Origin of the sequence: Marichromatium gracile, from assembly GCF_004343155.1 — a bacterium.
GTDB classification, from domain to species: Bacteria; Pseudomonadota; Gammaproteobacteria; order Chromatiales; family Chromatiaceae; genus Marichromatium; species Marichromatium gracile.
Window position 1 is genome coordinate 60,711 of the sequence record NZ_SMDC01000011.1, and the last position, 18,688, is coordinate 79,398.

Below are 18,688 nucleotides of genomic sequence, written 5' to 3' on the forward strand. Positions count from 1 at the left end.
CGAGGTGGCGTTGAGGCACGAGGCGCTCGAGCCCTGGCTGGCCCTGGTCAATGCCCCCGGGATCGGTCCGCGGACTGCCGCCCAGTTGCTCGAGCGCTACGGCGATGCGGAGGCGATCCTCGCCCAGCCCGCGCGCCAGCTCACCGCCGCCGGGCTGCGCCCGGAGACGGTCGCGGCACTCGCCAGTCCGGCGCGCGAGCCGATCGAGCGGGTGCTGCACTGGGTCGAGCAGCCGGGTGCCTGGGTGCTCACCCGCAACGATCCGCGCTATCCGCGGCGTCTCGCCCAGCTCGACGACGCCCCGCCGCTGCTCTACGTACGCGGCGATCCGACACTGCTCGCCGAACCCCAGGTCGCCGTCGTCGGCAGCCGCAACCCGACCCCGGGCGGCGCCGAACTCACCCATGCCTTCGCCCGCGAGCTGGCCGGTTACGGGTTGGTGGTGACCAGCGGGCTGGCCAGCGGGGTCGATGCCGCCGCCCATCTCGGTGCGCTCGAGCGCGGGCGCACCATCGCGGTGCTCGGCACCGGGCCGGACCGGGTCTATCCGGCCGCGCATCGCGAGCTGGCCCACCGCATCGCCGCCAACGGCGCCCTGGTCAGCGAGTTCCCGCCCGGGGTCGAGCCGCTGGCGCGCAACTTCCCCAGGCGCAATCGTCTGATCAGCGGTCTGTCGCTGGGCGTGCTGGTCACCGAAGCGGCGCTCAAGAGCGGTTCGCTGATCACCGCGCGACTCGCCCTCGAACAGGGGCGCGAGGTGTTCGCGGTGCCGGGCTCGGTGCGCAACCCGCTGGCGCGCGGCTGTCACGCGCTGATCCGCGATGGCGCGCGGCTGGTCGAGGAGGCCCAGGAGGTGCTCGTCGAACTCGCGCCCCAGCTGCGTGCGCTGATCGATCCGGTGCCCGCCGGGGCGCAGCCGGGACCGGCCACCCCGAACGGGCTGGATGACACCGCCACGCGGGTGCTCGAGGCGATGGGTGAGGATCCGGTCGCCCCGGACGAGCTGAGCGCCCGCACCGGATTGCCGGCACAGCAGATCCTCTCGACCTTGTTGGTCCTGGAACTGGACGCTCATGTATCATCGCTGCCGGGTGGTCGCTATTGTCGTCGCGGCGTCGCCGAGCGCGGTGACGCGCCGCCGTCCGTGTAAGCGACGCGTCGCGAGGCCAGTGACGACCCCCAGGGCGCATCCAGGCGCCGCTTCCCGCCAGTCGCCCGGCTGGCGCCGCCCACGAGGTTGGCTGATGTTCGAAAACATGGTCGATGTTCTGATCTATCTCTACGAGAATTATATGGACGGTGGGGAGCGCGCCCCCATCGACTCGCACGTGCTCGAGGATGAACTTTCCGAGGCAGGCTTCAACAGCGACGAGATCGAGCAGGCGCTGCGCTGGCTCGACGAGTTGGCCGACGAGGTCGAGGCCCCGCAGTATGCTCCGCAGGACCTGGGCCACGCGGCCGGTTCGCTCCGTGTCTATGCCGAGCAGGAGTGTGTCAAGCTCAGTGCCGAGGCGCGCGGCTTCCTGCTGGCGCTGGAGCAGAACGGGATCCTCGACCCGCTCGGCCGGGAGCTGGTGATCGACCGTCTCTTGGCGACCCATCTGCCGCAGGTGACGGCCGATGAGGTCAAGTGGGTGGTGCTGCTGGTGTTGCTGAACCGACCCGGTCAGGAGGACGCCTTCAGTCAGATGGAGGAGATGGTCTACGATGGGGGGCAGGCCTACCTACACTGAGGATCAGCGCACCGGATCGGACCCGGTGCCGATCGCCGCGTGCGCTCTGGCCCCCTTGTGGGGACTCCGAGCGCACCGCTAAACTGCCCGCATTCCGCGCCGGACCTGGCCCCTGCGTCGGAGGCTCTCCGCGCCGCCCGTGTCCGTCTGCGCCGTCCCGTCGTGCTCCTGCGCGGCAGTGGCGGTGTCACCTCCACCACCTTGACCCGATGACCTGTATCCCGGCAGGCTTCAGTCACACCCACATGGCCGACCAAGACCACAGATGAATCTCGTTATCGTCGAATCACCTGCGAAGGCAAAGACCATCAAGAAATACCTCGGCCCGGACTTCGACGTGGTCGCCTCCTACGGCCATGTCCGCGATCTGGTGCCCAAGGAGGGGGCGGTCGATCCCGAGCATGGCTTCGCGATGAAGTACCAGGTGATCGAGCGCAACGAGAAACACGTCCAGACCATCGCCAAGAAGCTCAAGGGGGCCGATGCGCTGTATCTGGCCACCGACCCCGATCGCGAGGGCGAGGCGATCTCCTGGCATCTCTTCGAGCTGCTCAAGGGGCGCCGCCAGCTCGGCGAGCGGGCGGTGCACCGCGTGGTGTTCAACGAGATCACCAAGCGCGCAGTGCAGGAGGCGGTGGCCAATCCGCGCGAACTCTCGCTCGACATGGTCAACGCGCAGCAGGCACGGCGTGCGCTCGACTATCTGGTCGGCTTCAATCTGTCCCCCTTGCTGTGGAAGAAGATCCGTCGTGGTCTCTCGGCGGGGCGGGTGCAGAGCCCGGCGCTGCGGCTGATCTGCGAGCGCGAGTCCGAGATCGAGCGCTTCGAGCGCCAGGAGTACTGGAGCATCGAGGCCGATCTCGACAGGGACGCCAAGCGTTTCGTCGCCAAGCTGATCCAGCTCGATGGGGTCAAGCTCGAACAGTTCTCGATCACCGACGGCGAGCGTGCCGAGACGGTACGCCAGCAGCTCGAGCAGGCCGCCGCCGGCACCCTGGTGGTCGAGTCGGTCAAGCGCAAGCAGCGCAAGCGTCATCCGGCCCCGCCCTTCACCACCTCGACGTTGCAGCAGGAGGCCGCGCGCAAGCTCGGCTTCACCGCCCAGCGCACCATGCGCGTGGCTCAGCAGCTTTACGAGGGTGTCGATGTCGGCGCCGGCGCCGTCGGTCTGATCACCTACATGCGCACCGACTCGGTCAACCTCGCTCAGGAGGCGCTCGAGGAGATCCGCCAGTGCGTCGCCGATCGCTACGGCGCCGATCACCTGCCGCCGCAGCCGCGCTTCTTCAAGACCAAGTCGAAGAACGCCCAGGAGGCCCACGAGGCGGTGCGCCCGACCTCGGTGCTGCGCGACCCGGCCTCGCTCAAGCCCTATCTCAACCAGGAGCAGCAGCGTCTCTATGAGCTGATCTGGAAACGCACCCTGGCCTGCCAGATGGCCCATGCGCTGATCAACCAGGTGGCGGTCGATCTCAGCGCCGGTGATGGCAACCTGTTCCGCGCCACCGGCTCGATGGTCGCCGAGCCGGGCTTCATGCGGGTCTATCTCGAGGGGCGCGACGATGCCAAGGGCGGGGACGACGACGAGGAGCGGATGCTCCCGGAGATGAACGAGGGCGATCACGTGACCCTGCTCGGGATCCGCCCTGAACAGCATTTCACCGAGCCGCCGCCGCGCTACACCGAGGCCTCGCTGGTCAAGGCGCTGGAGGAGTTCGGCATCGGTCGCCCCTCGACCTATGCCACCATCATCTCCACGCTGCAGGATCGCGAGTACGTGGTGCTCGACAAGAAGCGCTTCCTGCCGACCGACGTCGGTCGGGTGGTCAACCGCTTCCTCACCGAGTACTTCACCTCCTATGTCGACTACGACTTCACCGCCCGGCTCGAGGACGACCTCGATGCCATCTCGCGCGGCGAGGTCGACTGGATCCCGCTGCTCGAGCGCTTCTGGCAGCCCTTCAAGGAGCAGGTCGACCACACCCAGGCCAACGTCAAGCGCAGCGACGTCACCCAGGAGCGTATCGACGAGGTCTGCCCCAAGTGCGGCGGTCAGCTCTCGATCCGGCTCGGTCGCAACGGTCGCTTCATCGGCTGCACCAACTATCCCGACTGCGACTATACCCGCGACCTCAACCCCGATCAGGGCGAGGCCGAGGCCCCCGAAGTGGTCGAGGGGCGCAGCTGTCCCGAGTGCGGCTCACCGCTGGAGATCAAGCGCGGGCGCTATGGCAAGTTCATCGGCTGCAGCGCCTACCCCAAGTGCCGTCATATCGAGCCGCTGGAGAAACCCGAGGACACCGGCGTGCCCTGTCCCAAGTGCGGCAAGGGCACCCTGCAGAAGAAGAAGTCGCGCCGTGGCAAGATCTTCTACTCCTGCTCGACCTATCCCAAGTGCGACTATGCGGTCTGGGACCAGCCGCTCGATGAGCCCTGTCCGCGCTGTGGCTGGCCGGTGCTCACCCTCAAGGTGACCAAGACCAAGGGCGCCTCCAAGGTCTGTCCGCAGAAGGAGTGCGGCTATCGTGCCCCGGTCGAGCAGCCCGGCGGCGAGGACGAGGGCGGGTGAGCACGGTGCTCGGCCCCGCCCAGCGTCATCGGGTGCGACTCGCCGCCGCCTGGCTGCGCGCCGGCGCGGTGGTGGGCTATCCCACCGAGGCCGTCTACGGGCTCGGCTGCGATCCGCGCGATGCCGTCGCGGTCTCACGCATCCTCGAGATCAAGCAGCGCGATCCGGCCAAGGGGCTGATCCTGATCGCCGCCGACTACGCCCAGCTCGCCCCCTATGTCGAGGTCGAGTCGCTCGATACCGCGCGCATGGCCGAGGTCCGGGCGAGCTGGCCCGGACCCAACACCTGGTTGCTGCCGGCGCGCCCGAGCACCCCCGACTGGCTCACCGGTCGCTTCTCCACCCTGGCGGTGCGGGTCACTGCCCATCCGCTGGCCGCGGCGCTGTGCCGTGCCTATGGCGGTGCCATCGTCTCGACCAGCGCCAACCGTGCCGACCGCCCGCCGGCCACAACCGCGCGGGCGTTGCGTCTGGCGCTCGCCGGCGACGCTCCCGACTACCTCCTCTATGGCGCCTGCTGCGGCGCCGACCGCCCATCGACCATTCGCGACGCCGCCAGCGGTCGTATCCTGCGCGGCTGATCGGTCGCCGGGGCTTGTTGTTCGGCGCTCACGCCGATATCTCACCGAAATGGTCGGAAAAATCCGGGTGGGGAGGCGTGGATGTTCAATGCCACAGCGACGGCGATTCGTTGGGTCGAGCAGGGGCTGGTGCCGGACGGGGTGACGCGCGGTGGTATTCGCGCGCTGCTGCGTCAGCGCCTGGCGAGCCTGCCGCAGGACGACTGCGAAGCGGCCCTGGCGCAACAGCAGGCGCTGATCGCGCGGATGGATGACTCGGCCGTCGCCGAGGTGCCGCAACGCGCCAACGAGCAGCATTACGAGCTGCCGGCGGCCTTCTTTGCCACCGTGCTCGGACCACGGCGCAAGTACAGCTGCTGCTACTGGCCCGAGGGCGTCGACCGGCTCGAGCGGGCCGAGGAGGCGTCGCTCGCCACGACCCTGGAGCGCGCCGACATCCGTGACGGTCAGCGCGTGCTCGAGCTCGGCTGTGGTTGGGGTGCCTTCAGCCTCTATCTGGCCGAGCACCTGCCGGGCTGTCGCATTACCGCCGTCTCCAACTCATACGCGCAGCGCCGCTTCATCGAGGCCGAGCGCGATCGGCTCGGGCTCGACGGGCTCGAGGTGATCACCGCCGACATGAACGACTTCCAACCCGACGGGCGCTATGACCGCGTGGTCTCGCTGGAGATGTTCGAGCACATGCGCAACCATCGTCGCCTGCTCGGACGCATCCACGACTGGTTGCACCCGGGCGGGCGGATGCTGATGCACATCTTCTGTCACCGCCACCACCCTTACTTCTTCGAGGACGACGGTCCGAGCGACTGGATGAGCCATTACTTCTTCGCCGGCGGGCTGATGCCGAGCGACGACCTGCCGCTGTCTTTTCAGGACCGGCTGCGCCTGATCGATCGCTGGCGCTGGAACGGGCTGCACTATGCCCACACCCTGGAGGCCTGGCTGGCGCGCATGGATGGCGCGCGCGAGCAGGTCTGGCCGCTGCTCGAGCAGACCTACGGGGTGGCGGACGCGCCGCTGTGGTGGCGGCGTTGGCGGCTGTTCTTCATGGCCTGTGCCGAGCTGTTCGCCTTCCGCGATGGTCAGGAGTGGTACGTCGGGCACTATCTGTTCGAGCGCCCGGCGTGAGACCCTGAATCGTCACGCTCGGGCGAGGGCGGGAGAGCGCTGCTTCAGAGCTTGAGCCCGGCGGCGAGGCCGGCGAGGAAGGCGGCGGTGCCGGAGAGGTTGGCCGCGACCAGATCGAAGAGCGCCTGGGCATGTGCGCTGGTCCAGGCGCTCCAGGTGTCATAGTGCCCCTCGAGCCCGGCCCAGTTGATCTCCACCACGCCGATCGATTGCAGCCCGACCAGGGCGATCAGGATCACCCCGCCCACCACCAGTGCCACCTTGAAGGCGAACTTGAGCGCGAAACCGAGCGCCAGCCCGACCATGAAGGAGAAGCCCAGGGTGAGAAAGAAGCCCTGGTCGAACAGCTCGCCGGCCTCGGCGCTGAGCGTCGCGGGGGACTGCGCTCGGGCGCCTCCGGCCCCCCAGAGCAGTGGCAGCAAGGGCAGCGCGCGCAGGTGACCAGTGCGGGACGAACGGATCGGGTCGGACATGCGGGGTCTCGGTCAATACGGTCAGCGGAAACCGGGGCATTATCCGGGGAACGCTGGTCAGTCGCCAGTCGCCAGTCGGATGAGCGCAGGAGAGCGTCGAACCGCAAAGCCGCAAAGATCGCGAAGGAAAGGACGGTCGTGTGCCGGGTTGGCGGCGACATCGACGTCGACGCCTACCGACGAACCTCGCCGCTCACCTCCGGTGGGTACGCTGCACTTTCCTCCCCCTTGGCGTCCTTTGTGACTTTGCGGTTCGACCTTTGCGGTTCAATCTTTTGGCGGCTGGCCTCCGCCGCCCTCGGTCTCTGCCTGGAAGAGTTCCAGCCGTGCGGCCTGGCTGACGGCGACGACGGCGGGGTGGCGCAGGCGGCGCTCGGCGGAGATCGCGTAGTAGCGCTCGCGCACCGCCTCGGTCGCGCCGATCGTCTCGACTCCGTGCTGGCGCCGGGTCTCCTCGGCGATCACGCTGGGCGAGACGAAGACCCCGACCCCGGCCTGGCCGAAGGCCTGCATCAGCGCCCGGTCCTCGAACTCGCCGACGATCCGCGGGCGGATGTCGAGCTGGTCGAGCCACTGCATCAGCGCGCCGCGCAGCGCGGTGTTGAGCGCCGGGACCAGCATCGGCGCCTGGTGCAGTGACTGCGGGAAGCCCGCGCGATAGCGCGCGGCGAGCGCCGGGGCGGCGAAGAAGGTGATGCCGCACTCGCCGAGCGGATGGTTGAAGGCGCGGACATTGAGCGCTCCGGCCAGTGGGGTGTCGGCGAGCACCATGTCGAGCTTGTGCACCGCGATATCGGCGAGCAGGGCCTCGAGCTTGCCCTCGCGACAGTGGATACGCACCGGCTCGGCCAGGTGCAGCGCCGGCTCCAGCAGCCGGTAGGCGACCATCTTCGGCACCACGTCGACCACCCCGACGGTGAACTGCAGCGGTCGGCCGCTGGTCCGCCCCTGCAGCGCCTCCTCCATCTCCGCGCCGAGACGGAAGATCTCGTCGGCGAAGTTGAACGCCAGCCGCCCGGTCTCGGTCAGCGTCAGCCCGCGTCCGCGCCGGTCGAACAGTCGGGTGCCGAGCTGCTCCTCGAGCACCCGCAGCTGGCCGCTGATGGTCTGCGGGGTGAGGTGCAGCGCCTCGGCGGCGCGGACCACGCCACCCTCCTTGGCGACCATCCAGAAGTAATAGAGGTGCTTGTAATTGCTGCCGCGCATCGCCTTCAGTTCGGTTTTTTCGAACTCTTATCTAGAAAAGATTCGAATTATATTGATCGAAACCTTGTCTTACACTCTGTTGTCACTGGCAGTGGAAGACACCGTCGCGTGACGGTGCGTGACCACCGAATGAACATCACGAGGTAATCCGCAAGATGAATGCACAGGACCAATCCGCGATCGAGGGTCTGTTTCAGCGCCTGCAGCAGGCCGAGACCCAGTCCGGCCAGCGTGACCCCGAGGCGGAGAAGCTGATTCAGGACATGATCGCCCGTCAGCCGGCGGCCCCCTATCTGATGGCCCAGGCGGTGCTGGTGCAGGAGCATGCCCTGCAGAACCTGCAGGGGCGCGTCGAGGAGCTCGAAAAGCAGCTCGCCGAGCGTCCGCAGCAGAGCGGCGGTGGTTTCCTCGGCGGTCTGTTCGGCGGCGGCGCGCAGCAACAGCAGCAGGCGCCTGCCCGTCAGCCGCGTCAGTCGAGCGGTGGTGGTTGGGGCGCCGGGCGTGGCGCGCAGCCGCAGGGCCAGGGCGCGGCCCCCTTCCAGCAGGGCCAGGCCGGTGGCGGCGGCTTCCTCGCCGGCGCGGCGCAGACCGCGATGGGCGTGGCCGGTGGCGTGCTGCTCGGTAACGCCATCGCCGGCATGTTCGCCGACGACGCCGAGGCCGCCGATATCCCCGCCGAGCCGGAGGTGCCGATGGAGCCGGAGATGATGCAGGACCCGATGGAGGCGATGCCCGAGGACGAGGGCGCCTTCTTCGACGACTTCGGCGGCGAAGAGGAGTTCTGATCCCGCCTCAGCCGGACGGGTTGCCGGGCCTTCAGGCCCGCGCCGTCCGGCGCAGCAGGCGGCGGCCATCGGTCGCCGCCACCACCGCGATGAATCCCGCCAGGATGGCTGCGCCCACCGCCACCGACGACCAGCCCCGCGTCTCGGTCAGCCATTCGCCGAGCAGATAGAGCCCGATGCCGAAGGCGAGATAGCCGAGTACCCGCCCGACCTCGTAGGGCACCGGGTAGTAACGCCGTCCGAGCAGATAGGACAGCGCCACCATGCTCGCGTAACACACCAGGTGCGCCCAGGCCGCGCCGACATAGCCGTGAATCGGCACCCACCACCACAGCAGCACCACCGTGATCGCGGCGCCGATCAGCGATACCCCGGCGCCGAGCAGGGTGCGATCGGTGAGCTTGTACCAGATCGAGAGATTGACATAGACCCCGAGCAGCATACCGGCGATCAGCAGCACCGGGACCACACCGAGTCCGGCGCGGTATTCTGGACCGACGAAATAGCCGAACAGCTCCAGGAACAGCGATACCATCAGGAAGATGAAGACGCAGCAGATCACGAACCAGTTGAGCACCAGGGCGTAGACTGCGCGGGCGTCGCGCTCGCGGGCGTAGGCGAAGAAGAAGGGTTCGCCGGCATAGCGAAAGGCCTGGATGAACAGCGCCATCAGGATCGAGAGCTTGTAGCAGGCGCTGTAGATGCCGAGCTGGGCGAGGTTGGTGGCGTCGTCATAGGGCAGCAAGTACTTGAGCGCGGCACGGTCGAGCATCTCGTTGACGATCCCCGCCAGCCCGATCACCACCATCGGCGCCGAGTAGCGGATCAGGCGGCGGAACAGGTCCCCCTGGAATCCACCGAGCCCGTCGCGCAGCTGTGGTGCGAGTAACCCGAGCTTGAGCAGGCTGGCGATGAGGTTGGCGATGAAGACGTAGCCGATGCCGATCGCCGGGTCCCACAGCGCCCCCAGGAACGAGTTGGGGTCCTGCTCGAAGGCGGGGCGACAGAGACCGATGAAGAACACCGTCAGCCCGATATTGGCGCCGATCTCGAGCAGCTTGATCGCGGCGAAGCGCGCCGCACGCTCCTCGGCGCGCAGTCGCGCGAAGGCCGCGGCGCCGAGCGCGTCGGTGGCGAGGATGGCCGCGCACCACCAGATGTACTCGGGGTGTTCGGGATGGCGCAGCAGCGCCGCCAGTGGCTCACTCACCAACAGCGCGCCGAGCAGAAACAGCAGGTTGCCGACGAGCAGGGTCTGTACCACGGTGCCATAGACCCGTTCGGGTGCCCAGGTGTCGCCGTTGCGGAAGCGGAAGTAGCCGGTCTCCAGCCCGAAGGTGAGCACCACCGCGAGAAAGCCCATGTAGGCGTAGAATTCAGCGACCACGCCGTAGGACTGGGGCGCGAAGCTGTAGGTCAGCAATGGCACCAGCAGATAGTTGAGAAAGCGCCCGAGGACGCTGCTGACGCCGTAGATGGCAGTCTGCGAGGCGAGTCGTTTCAGTGGGTTCAAGATCGATGCTCTCGGCTTGTGCGGGCAGGGCGCATATTCTAAACCCTGTCGTCGGTCCGTGATGTCGGGGGCTGCTGTCTGGATCCCTGTTGGTTTTCGTGAATCCTGAACGGTGCGATCGAGGCCGGATCATGGTGCAATAACCATGATTTCAAGCGGTGGATACCTGGATGTACGATTTCTCTCTCGCCCTTGCGCTCTACAACCTGCTGCCCGTGGCCGTCACCGGTCTGGCCCTGTGGTGGCTGACCGGCTATGTCCGCGATCGCGACGACACGCAGCTGGCCATGGTCCGGCTCGGTGCCGTGCTGGTCTTTGCCGCGGGGGTGGTCAAGGCGAGCTGGAAACTGCTGGTGGTGACCCTGGGGATGGACATCCCTTGGCTGGCTGCGGCGCTCTTTCCCTTGTTGGGGCCGGGGTTCGCGTTGCTGGCGGTGGCGCTGTGGTCGACGGTGCGACCGCCATTGCGACATCCCTGGCGGCTGGTCCTGGGGGTGCTGGCGCTGGTTGCCGCCGTCGCCGCGGCGCGGGTCGAGCTGCTGGGGATCGCACGTGGCTGGTTCCTGCCGCTGCTGACGCTGGCCTCGATCGCTAAGCTGGCGTTGAGCGCTCTGCTGCTGACGGCGGCGTTGCGGCTGCGACGCTGGGGGGTGGGGCTGCTGCTCGCGGTCGATCTGGCGGTGGTGCTGATCCTGCCCTCGCTGGCCATCACCGAACCCAAGCCGGTGTCGCTGCACTGGACCGAGCAGTCCCTGACCCTGTTCGGCGCGGCCTGTTTTGCGCTCGGGGTGCGTGGTCTGTGGCGCGCGACCCGCCGCGCCACCATCCGTGCCCGTCAGGCCCGGCTGCGCCAGCGGGCACGTCATTGAGGATGGGGGACCTCTGGGTGAGACCGACGCGGCGCGATGAGGTCGAGGTGCTGCCCGGGATCGAGCGCTCTGCCGGTGCGTTGTTCAGGACCGTCCCCGAGCTGGCCTGGATCGCCGATGATCGGGTCTTGCCGGTCGCAGCGCACCTGGAGGCGGTCCGGGCAGGGACCTCCTGGGTGGTCGGAGATGGCGCCGACCCCGCTCCCTGGGGCTTTCTCTGTGCCGAGCCGGTGGAGCAAACCCTGCATCTCAGCCAGCTGGCGGTCCGGCTGGCGCAGCAGCGTCGCGGCGGTGGTCGGGGGTTGGTGCAGACGGCGATCGCCTGGGCGCGTTCGCGTCACTACCACGCGCTCACCCTCACCACCTTCCGCGATCTCGGCTGGAACGCCCCCTTCTACGCCACCCTGGGGTTCCGGGTCCTGGAGGAGGACCAACTCGGGTCGCGGCTGTGCGCGGTGCTGCGTCACGAGGCCGAGCACGGTCTGGCGCCGGAGCGTCGTTGCGCGATGCGGCTGTCGTTGACCGAGACCTCGGGGAGCGATCCCGACTGAAGCGTGCGACGGGGGTGAAGGTCCGCCGGATGGGCCGTCTTGCAAAGGAGGATGGCTCGGCTAAGGTGACGGTAGGGGCTGCTGTCACCGCCCCGTCATCCTGGCACAGGAGGGCACATCATGCAGATCGAACACTGGCATGCCCGGCGCGACGGCGCGCTCACCGAGGCGAGCATGCGACGCAAGCTCGAGGCTCGCGGTTTCCAGACCCGACTCGACATCTATCCCCCCGGGACCTTCCTCCCCGACCATGACCACGGCATCGATCATATCGATGGCGTCATCTGCGGTCGGATGCGGGTCGGGATCGGCGAGCGCAGCCTGGTGCTCGGCCCCGGCGACCTGGTGGTGATCCCCAGGCACACCTTCTACCAGGCCGAGGTGATGGGCGATGAGCCGGTGGTCAGCCTGGCCGCCGAGCGCATGCGGGCGGCCTAGCCGACCCCGGGCTCAACCGATCCACAGGGTCTTGAGATTGAGGAACTCGGCGATGCCGGGCGCGCCGAGTTCACGACCATAGCCCGAGTCCTTGATCCCGCCGAAGGGCAGGCGCGGATCGCTCTTCACCAGTCCGTTGACGAAGACCGCGCCGCAGGCCATGGCACGCGCAAAGCGCTCGGCGCGCGCGATGTCGGTGCTCCACACGCTGCCGCCGAGCCCGAAGCGGGTATCGTTGGCCACACGCAGCGCCTCGGTCTCGTCGGCCACCCGGATCACCGTCGCCACCGGTCCGAACAGCTCGTCCTCGTAAGCGGGCATCCCCGGTCCGACCCGGTCGAGCAGGGTCGGCGCATAGAACCACCCCGCTCCCGGTAACGGTTGTCCGCCGCAGCGCAGCTCGGCGCCGGCGGCGCGACTCTGCTCGACCTGCTGGTGCAGGGTCTCGCGCAGGTCCTCGCGGGCCAGTGGCGCAAGCGTGGTGTCGGGGTCGCGGGGGTCCCCCGGCACCAGCGCCTCGACCTGGGACTGGAGCCGCGCGACGAAGTCATCGGCCACCGCCTCGACGACGATGAAGCGCTTGGCAGCGATACAGCTCTGTCCGGCGTTGATGAAGCGCGAGCGGGCACCGATCTCGGCGGCGCGCTCGAGGTCGGCATCCTCGAGGATCACGCAGGCATCGGCGCCGCCGAGCTCGAGCAGGCTCTTCTTGAGGTTGGCCCCGGCGATCCCCGCCACCCGGCGTCCGGCGCGCTCGCTGCCGGTGAGGCTGACGGCGCGCACCCGTGGGTCGGCGACCACCTGCTCGGCGGTCTCGGCATCGATCAGCAGGGTCTGGAACACGCCCTCGGGGGCATCGACGGCGGCGAACAGGTCGGCGATCGCCAGCGCGCAGCGCGGCACGTTGGATGCGTGCTTGAGCAGCACCACGTTGCCCGCGGCCAGCGCCGGGGCAGCGCAGCGAAAGACCTGCCAGAAGGGGAAGTTCCAGGGCATCACCGCCAGTACCACGCCGAGCGGCTGGTGGGCGAGCAGGCTGCGGCTGGCGTCGGACGCGAGCGGGATGTCGGCGAGCTGGGTCGCGGCGTGCTCGGCGTAGTAGTCGCAGACCAGTGCGCATTTGTCGATCTCGGCCTCGGCCTCGGCGATGAGCTTGCCCATCTCGTCGGTGATCAGTCGGGCGAGCCGGGCGCGCTCGGCGCGCAACCCTTCGGCCAGGGCGCGCAGCAGTGTCACGCGTGTGGCGAGTGGCTGGGTGCCCCACGGGCCGGCAGCGCGGCTCGCGCTGGCGAGCGCCTGCTCGAGCATCGCGGCGGTGGCCGGCTCCAGGGTGGCGTGGAGGGCGCCGGTTGCGGGGTCGATTGATCTCAGTGGCATCGATGGCTCCTGCGGCTGGGGGGGCTGGTGGCGCATCGCCGAGCGGGGCGGCCCCCGATGTACGCCACTCGCTGGCGTCGTCGAGACGCATCGCCGTGAGTGTCGGTGCGGGGCCAGGATGGATCAAGCCGGCCTCGCGCGCCCGCCCGCATCGGCGGGACCGGGGGCGGCCGTGCCTCGCAGCGCCTGACCGATCGTGTCGGCGGGGCTCGCTCGATGCAGGAACGGGGCCTAGAAACCGAACTCGGAGAGCAGGTCGTCGACCAGATCCTGCTTGAGTGCCTCCGGGGTGCTCGACCCGTTGACCTCGCGCAGCAGCTGGGCCTTCTGCTCGACGTTCTCGATCGAGCTGTTTTGCTGGATGTTGAGGATCACCAGCACCTCAACGAGCCAGTCGCGGATCTGGTCGAGGTCTTCGACCAGTTGTTCCATGCGCTGTCGGGCGACGTCCTGGTAGGACTGCGAGGCGACGATGTCGAACAGGTGGTGCTTGATCTGGCTGAGACGCTGCTCGTGCTCGGGAGCCGAGGCGGTATCGCCCCGCAGCTGCCCCTCGAGGCTCTCGATCTCCTGGGAGAGCCGGTCGGCGTTGTCGAGTACCTGGCCGGTGGACTGCGACATCAGTTCGATCACGTTGCGCGCGTGACTGACGGCGTTAGGCGCCTGTTCGCCGGCGTTGGTCAGCGGGGTCTCGGCGCTCTTCATGTTGACCACCAGCGCGTTGATCTTCTGCGCCAGCACCGAGAGCATGCCCTCGGCGTCGATATCGATGTCGAGACGCTCGTATTCGCCGTTGAGGATGGATTCTGTGGCCTTGACCAGTGAGGCGATGTTCTTGTCGATGTTCTGCGGCTCTGCCATGGGTCCCTCGCGACGATACGATCGCAGCTATCTGTTGTATTTGTGATCTTTGTAGAAGGCCGCCTTGGCGGCATACATGCGTGCGTCGGCGGTCTTGAGCAGCGACTCCGGCGGGGTGCGATCGGTCCCGCAGGCACCGAGGCTGAGGCTGACCGGGAAATGCTCGTGCGGGGCAACCTCGATGCTGGCCCCGGAGAACACGTTCCGCTGGAGATGGTCGACCAGGGCCTCGGCGTCGGTCTCGGTGGATCCGGGGAGTAGAATCACGAATTCGTCGCCGCCGGTCCGGGCGACGAGGTCGCAGTCGCGTACCGCCTGGGTGATCCGCTCGGAGACGGCCAGTATCAGCCGATCACCGGCCTCGTGTCCGTAGCGGTCGTTGGCCTGCTTGAGTCGGTTGACGTCGGCCAGTACCAGGGCATGTGGTATGGCCCTGGTTGCATGATCATGCCGCGCCGTCTCCAGCGCGGCATGCAGATAATCCCGATTGTATACGCCGGTGAGTGCATCGGTGCTGGCCTTTTCCTCGAGCTGGCGCATCAGCCGCCGGTTGTGCAGATAGGCGCCGAAGGGTTCGAAGAAGAGGCTGGCGAGCTCATCGCCGCCCTCGATGGTGCCCGGTCGCCACCAGACCTCGCCGACCCGTCTGCCGTCGCCGCCGACGATCTCCAGCCGGGACTGGTCGGGGCTCGGCTCGGCTGGCGGGTCGCCACGGCGGATCGGGTCGCTCGGGCCGTCGTCGAGGCGCAGCGCGACGGCCTCGCTGCCGCAGGCCGACATGAACAGCGCCAGGAGTTCGTCGGCGACATCCACGGGAGTGGCGGCGTGGCGCATCAATGACTCCAGGCGTAACAGTCCGGAGAGGATGTCGTTGTTGCGGGTGATGGTGGCGCGCTGTGCCCGGATCTCCTCGATCAACCGGATCTCGCGGGTGGTGTCGCGAAACAGCAGCAGGCCGTTGCCGTCGCCGGTGTCGATCAGCTGCTCGGTGTAGTAGCGACCGCCGAGCCGGTGCTTGGTCTTGCACGTGGAGCCGAGGGGGAAGCCGCCGTGGGCCGGGCAGTCCGGACAGGGTGCGTCATGGCCGAGCAGCCCGTGGCAGCTCTCCGCCGTCTCGCCCGTGGCGAACCACTGACGGGCGGCGGCATTGCGTCGCAGGATGCGGTGGTCCGAGGAGATGGCTACCAGGGCATCGGGGAGATCATCGATGAGCTGGCTGAGTCCGCGCTGCTCGAGCAGCGCCTCGCGGTGCTGGCGCTCGAGGATGATGCGCTTGGCCTGGGCCTCCTTACGACCGAGATCGGCGCGTCTGAGCGCCTCGATCTCGCGGCTGATGTCGACCAGGGTGAGTACCAGGCCATCCGGGCCGTGGGTCAGTGACTCCTTCAGGTAGTGCTCGCGACCTTCCGCGTCGCGAATGTTGCGCGCCAGCGCTGATGCGGGGTGCGCGTGCGTGGACGGACAGTTGGCGCACGCAGCCGTCTCGCCGGCGAGCAGCGCGAAGCAGTGTTCACCGACGGGATCGCGACCGAACAGCGCCGTTGCCGCCGGGTTGGCGGTGTGGATGCGGTGGCTGTCGTCGATCACCAGCACCGGCACGCCGACCGCTGTCAGCAACGACGCGTCGGGGCTGTCTGTATCGAGATGATCGCGATCCGGTTGGGCGTGTGATGGCATTGCGGATAACAGGGGTCGAGACTGATCGATGTCTGTGTAGACCAGACGAATGCGGGTGCAACTCCATGGAGGAGTGCACCGACACTGCAGGATACCCGCAATACATGATGGATGCCGCGTCAGCCGCGCGATCGGTCGTTTCAGCGTGCTGGGCGGCGATAGATCAGGGCGCCGGCGAGTGCGGTCAGGGGGGCGACCGCGACCAGGGCAAAGCTGCCGACGATGACGTTGAGCACCTCGGCGGCGACGAAGTGGATGTTGAGCACCTGGGAGAGCGCCAGCCCCTGGCTCATGAACACCATCAGCATGGTGGTGTAGCCGCCGGAGTAGGCCAGCAGCAGGGTGGTGGTCATGGTCCCGACCACCGAACGGCCGACCGCCATGCCGGAGACGAAGAGCGCGCGCGCGTCGAGATCGGGGCGCTTGGCGCGCAGCTCGTCGAGCGCGGCGGCGATGTCCATCGCCAGGTCCATCACCGCACCCGAGCAGGCGAGGATGATCCCGGCGAGGAAGATCGCGGTGAGGTCGAGACCGGCGAACCCGGCATAGAGCAGGTTCTCGGTGAAGGGGCGCACCACGCCGTGGAGAGCGAAGCCGGTGGCGAAGATGCGCGCCAGCGCATAGGCGAGCAGCAGGCCGCCGAGCGCGCCGAGACAGGCGGTGAGGCCGCGGCGGTTGAGTCCGCCGATCAGCAGGCTGACCGCGGCGGTGAGCCCGGCGACCACCGCGAGGGCGACCAGCACGGGGTCGGCCCCGCGCAGCAACAGCGGGATCAGCACCTTCCACAGCGCCAGTGCGGCGAAGACGAAGGAGAGCAGCGCCTTGACCCCGGTCCAGCCGGCGACCAGCACGAGAAAACCGCAGAACAGCCCGAGCAGCAACAGTTGGTGGTCGAGACGGTAGTGACCGCGCGCATAGGCCAGGCCGATCTCGCCGTCGCGTAGACGGTACTCGACCAACAGGCGCTCGCCGGGGCGGTAGAACTCGTCGAACTCGAGCTTGCCGGTGAGCGCGTTGGTGACGCGCGCGCGCTGTCCGCGCTGCGCGCCGTCGAGCAGCTCGACGGTGAGCGTCTGGGTGCCGGTGCGCACCACGCCGTGCTGGCGCAGATCGGCGTCGTCGCTGGCGATCACCCGTGCCTTGGCGAGCAGACTGCCCTCGGGACGGCTGTGCTCGAAGCCGGTGGGCGCCAGCCACAGCAGCAGACAGAGCAGGGCGAAGAGTGACACGGTGAGGAGGTCTTTTTTCATCGTTGCTGCGCGACCGGTGGCGGGCGCCCCCGTCAGGGGGACGCCCGTCGGGCTCACTGATCGAGCTCGACCCGCATGGCCGCGGCGATACGCCGTGCCACCTCGGTGTTGTCGTAATAGCCGCCGAAGCGCCAGGCCTCGGCGCCGGTGGCCAGCACCGGCACCGGCACCGCGGTGTGCGAATAGGAGGTCCAGGCGATCCCGGCGCGGCGGTTGAGCAGGTGGGTGAGGGTCACCGAGAACGGGTTGTAGCCGCCGTAGAGCAGGGTGTCGGCCTCGGCGGCGTTGTCGCTGTGGTTGTGTGCGGTCTTGTCGTAGGCGGCCTCGAGGAGTCCGAGCTCGTAGTCGCTGAGATCATCCTCGAGGGTCTCGGTGAGTCCGGCGCCGTCGAGTCCGAAGTAGGTCGAGACCAGCCCCCAGAGGGTTGCGTCGATGTTGGGCGGGGCGGTGTCGAACTGGGCGAGATAGGCCTCGAACACCCGGTCGTCGAAGTCGTCGTAGGCGAGCTGCTGAGCGGCGAGCACCTCGAAGTAGGTGTCATAGGCGGTGCCGGCGAAGCCGAGCGTCATGCCGCCGCACTCGTGATCGCCGGTGACCACGATCAGGGTCTCGTCGGGGTGGCGGGCGCCGAAGTCGGCGGCGACCCGGATGGCGTCGTCGAAGGCGATGGTCTCCTCGATCGCGGCGCGGGCGTCGTTGGCGTGCGCGGCCCAGTCGATCTTGCCGCCCTCGATCATCATGAAGAAGCCCTGCGGGCCGTCGAGTACGGCGATGCCCTTGGCGGTGAACTCGGCGAGGCTGATCGAGCCCTCGTAGGGCCCGCCGGGGTAGTCGCCGGCCTTGCGATTGAGCGCGTAGGGGATGGCGTTGGAGCCGTCGAGATAGGGGTTGATGGCGATGGTGCGCAGCCCCGGGGCGAGGGCGTCGAAGGTGGCGCGGTCGTCGGCGTACTGGAAGCCGCGGGCGCGCGCCCACTCGCGCACCAGGGTGTAGCGCTGGGCGTTGCTCAGGTCGGCGTACTGCTCGCTCTGCCACTTGTTGACTCGCAGGCCGCCGCCGGCGAAGTAGTCGAAGTCGCTCGCCAGCAGCGCCTGGTCGATCTGCTCGTAGTTGTTGCGGCTCGACTCGTGGGCATAGAACACCGCCGGGGTGGCGTGATCGAGCGAGACGCTGCTGATGATGCCGACCTTCATCCCCTTGCGCTTGGCCAGCTCGGCGAGCGTGGTGTAGGGCTGAGTGGCGCTCGGGTCCATGGCGATGACCCCGATGTTGGTCTTGAGTCCGCAGGCGAGCGCGGTGCCGGCGGCCGCCGAGCCGGTGATCAGGCGGTTGTTGGCATAGCTCGTCTGCATCCCCTGGACCGGGAACTGGCTCATGTGCAGCGCCACCGACTTGGTCCCGCCGGGCTCGGCGTCGTCCTGCTGCAGGGCGCCGAGATAGGCCTCGGTGGCATGGATCTGCGGGCTGGCCATGCCGTCGCCGATGAAATAGAAGACGTATTTGGGCGCGGCGCTCGCGCCGGCAGCGCCCAGTGCGCACAGCCCCAGGAGCAGGGCGCGGGCCAGGGTGCGTGGCTTGCTGTCGATCATTGCTACGGATCCTCGCGATATGGCGGTGGCGGGGTGTCTCCGCTCACCGGCTTCCTTGGGTTCGGTATCGACCTTGTCAGCGTGGGGT

General features: G+C 68.2%; 17 protein-coding genes. 9 read left to right on the forward strand and 8 right to left on the reverse strand.

The features are described from left to right. Window positions 1-10 precede the first annotated feature (10 nt). From dprA to EDC29_RS13995, 5 genes are all read left to right on the forward strand, one after another. On the forward strand, window positions 11-1,150 hold the full coding sequence (gene dprA / locus EDC29_RS13975) for a DNA-processing protein DprA (RefSeq protein ID WP_123139854.1): 1,140 nt from the start codon (window positions 11-13) through the stop codon (window positions 1,148-1,150). A 94-nt stretch (window positions 1,151-1,244) separates the two neighbouring features. Next, window positions 1,245-1,733, forward strand: a complete 489-nt coding sequence (locus EDC29_RS13980) for a Smg family protein (RefSeq protein WP_062273949.1) — start codon at window positions 1,245-1,247, stop codon at window positions 1,731-1,733. 265 nt (window positions 1,734-1,998) lie between these two features. Beyond that, entirely contained in the window at window positions 1,999-4,302 is a 2,304-nt protein-coding gene (topA, locus tag EDC29_RS13985) for a type I DNA topoisomerase (protein WP_123139853.1), read from the forward strand. Then, window positions 4,299-4,883, forward strand: a complete 585-nt coding sequence (gene tsaC / locus EDC29_RS13990; RefSeq protein WP_123142347.1) for an L-threonylcarbamoyladenylate synthase type 1 TsaC — start codon at window positions 4,299-4,301, stop codon at window positions 4,881-4,883. Before topA ends, tsaC begins: the two co-directional genes overlap by 4 nt. An 81-nt stretch (window positions 4,884-4,964) precedes the next feature. Continuing rightward, window positions 4,965-6,011, forward strand: a complete 1,047-nt coding sequence (locus EDC29_RS13995) for an SAM-dependent methyltransferase (RefSeq protein ID WP_132230393.1) — start codon at window positions 4,965-4,967, stop codon at window positions 6,009-6,011. 44 nt (window positions 6,012-6,055) lie between these two features. On the opposite strand, the gene EDC29_RS14000 is transcribed toward EDC29_RS13995, so the two are convergent. Together EDC29_RS14000 and nhaR are read right to left on the reverse strand one after the other, a co-directional pair. Then, window positions 6,056-6,484, reverse strand: coding sequence for an FUN14 domain-containing protein (locus tag EDC29_RS14000; protein ID WP_123139850.1), 429 nt, complete (start codon window positions 6,482-6,484; stop codon window positions 6,056-6,058). Window positions 6,485-6,751: 267 nt separating this feature from the next. Then, on the reverse strand, window positions 6,752-7,690 hold the full coding sequence (gene nhaR / locus EDC29_RS14005; RefSeq protein ID WP_132230395.1) for a transcriptional activator NhaR: 939 nt from the start codon (window positions 7,688-7,690) through the stop codon (window positions 6,752-6,754). A gap of 155 nt (window positions 7,691-7,845) precedes the next feature. Between nhaR and EDC29_RS14010 the strand changes: the two genes are divergently transcribed. Further along, window positions 7,846-8,475, forward strand: coding sequence for a DUF2076 domain-containing protein (locus EDC29_RS14010; RefSeq protein WP_123139848.1), 630 nt, complete (start codon window positions 7,846-7,848; stop codon window positions 8,473-8,475). Window positions 8,476-8,506: 31 nt separating this feature from the next. On the opposite strand, the gene EDC29_RS14015 is transcribed toward EDC29_RS14010, so the two are convergent. Continuing rightward, window positions 8,507-9,988: a polysaccharide biosynthesis C-terminal domain-containing protein gene (locus EDC29_RS14015; RefSeq protein WP_123142344.1), complete on the reverse strand. Its 1,482-nt coding sequence runs from the start codon at window positions 9,986-9,988 to the stop codon at window positions 8,507-8,509. A 170-nt stretch (window positions 9,989-10,158) separates the two neighbouring features. On the opposite strand from EDC29_RS14015, the gene EDC29_RS14020 reads away from it, so the two are divergent. The 3 genes from EDC29_RS14020 (at window position 10,159) to EDC29_RS14030 (ending at window position 11,846) form a co-directional block, all read left to right on the forward strand. Beyond that, window positions 10,159-10,857 (forward strand): hypothetical protein, encoded by a 699-nt coding sequence (locus EDC29_RS14020; RefSeq protein ID WP_123139846.1) that lies wholly within the window; start codon window positions 10,159-10,161, stop codon window positions 10,855-10,857. Window positions 10,858-10,874: 17 nt separating this feature from the next. Beyond that, window positions 10,875-11,408: a GNAT family N-acetyltransferase gene (locus EDC29_RS14025; protein WP_200189280.1), complete on the forward strand. Its 534-nt coding sequence runs from the start codon at window positions 10,875-10,877 to the stop codon at window positions 11,406-11,408. A 120-nt stretch (window positions 11,409-11,528) separates the two neighbouring features. Further along, window positions 11,529-11,846 carry a cupin domain-containing protein gene (locus tag EDC29_RS14030; RefSeq protein ID WP_123139844.1) on the forward strand — a complete coding sequence of 106 codons (318 nt, stop codon included), beginning with the start codon at window positions 11,529-11,531 and terminating at the stop codon, window positions 11,844-11,846. A 12-nt stretch (window positions 11,847-11,858) separates the two neighbouring features. Here the strand turns inward: EDC29_RS14030 and EDC29_RS14035 are convergent, their stop codons facing one another. From EDC29_RS14035 to EDC29_RS14055, 5 genes are all read right to left on the reverse strand, one after another. Continuing rightward, window positions 11,859-13,223, reverse strand: a complete 1,365-nt coding sequence (locus EDC29_RS14035; protein WP_132230399.1) for an NAD-dependent succinate-semialdehyde dehydrogenase — start codon at window positions 13,221-13,223, stop codon at window positions 11,859-11,861. A 231-nt stretch (window positions 13,224-13,454) separates the two neighbouring features. After that, the gene (locus EDC29_RS14040; RefSeq protein ID WP_123139842.1) at window positions 13,455-14,084 is read right to left on the reverse strand and encodes a protein phosphatase CheZ; all 630 of its coding nucleotides are present in this window, start codon (window positions 14,082-14,084) and stop codon (window positions 13,455-13,457) included. 27 nt (window positions 14,085-14,111) lie between these two features. Further along, window positions 14,112-15,701 carry a sensor domain-containing diguanylate cyclase gene (locus EDC29_RS14045; protein WP_165913536.1) on the reverse strand — a complete coding sequence of 530 codons (1,590 nt, stop codon included), beginning with the start codon at window positions 15,699-15,701 and terminating at the stop codon, window positions 14,112-14,114. A 200-nt stretch (window positions 15,702-15,901) separates the two neighbouring features. Beyond that, window positions 15,902-17,011 (reverse strand): YibE/F family protein, encoded by a 1,110-nt coding sequence (locus tag EDC29_RS14050; protein WP_123139840.1) that lies wholly within the window; start codon window positions 17,009-17,011, stop codon window positions 15,902-15,904. Between the two features lie 53 nt (window positions 17,012-17,064). After that, a complete protein-coding gene (locus EDC29_RS14055; RefSeq protein ID WP_132230403.1) occupies window positions 17,065-18,600 on the reverse strand; it encodes an alkaline phosphatase in 1,536 nt (511 codons plus the stop codon). Between the last annotated feature and the right edge of the window lie 88 nt (window positions 18,601-18,688).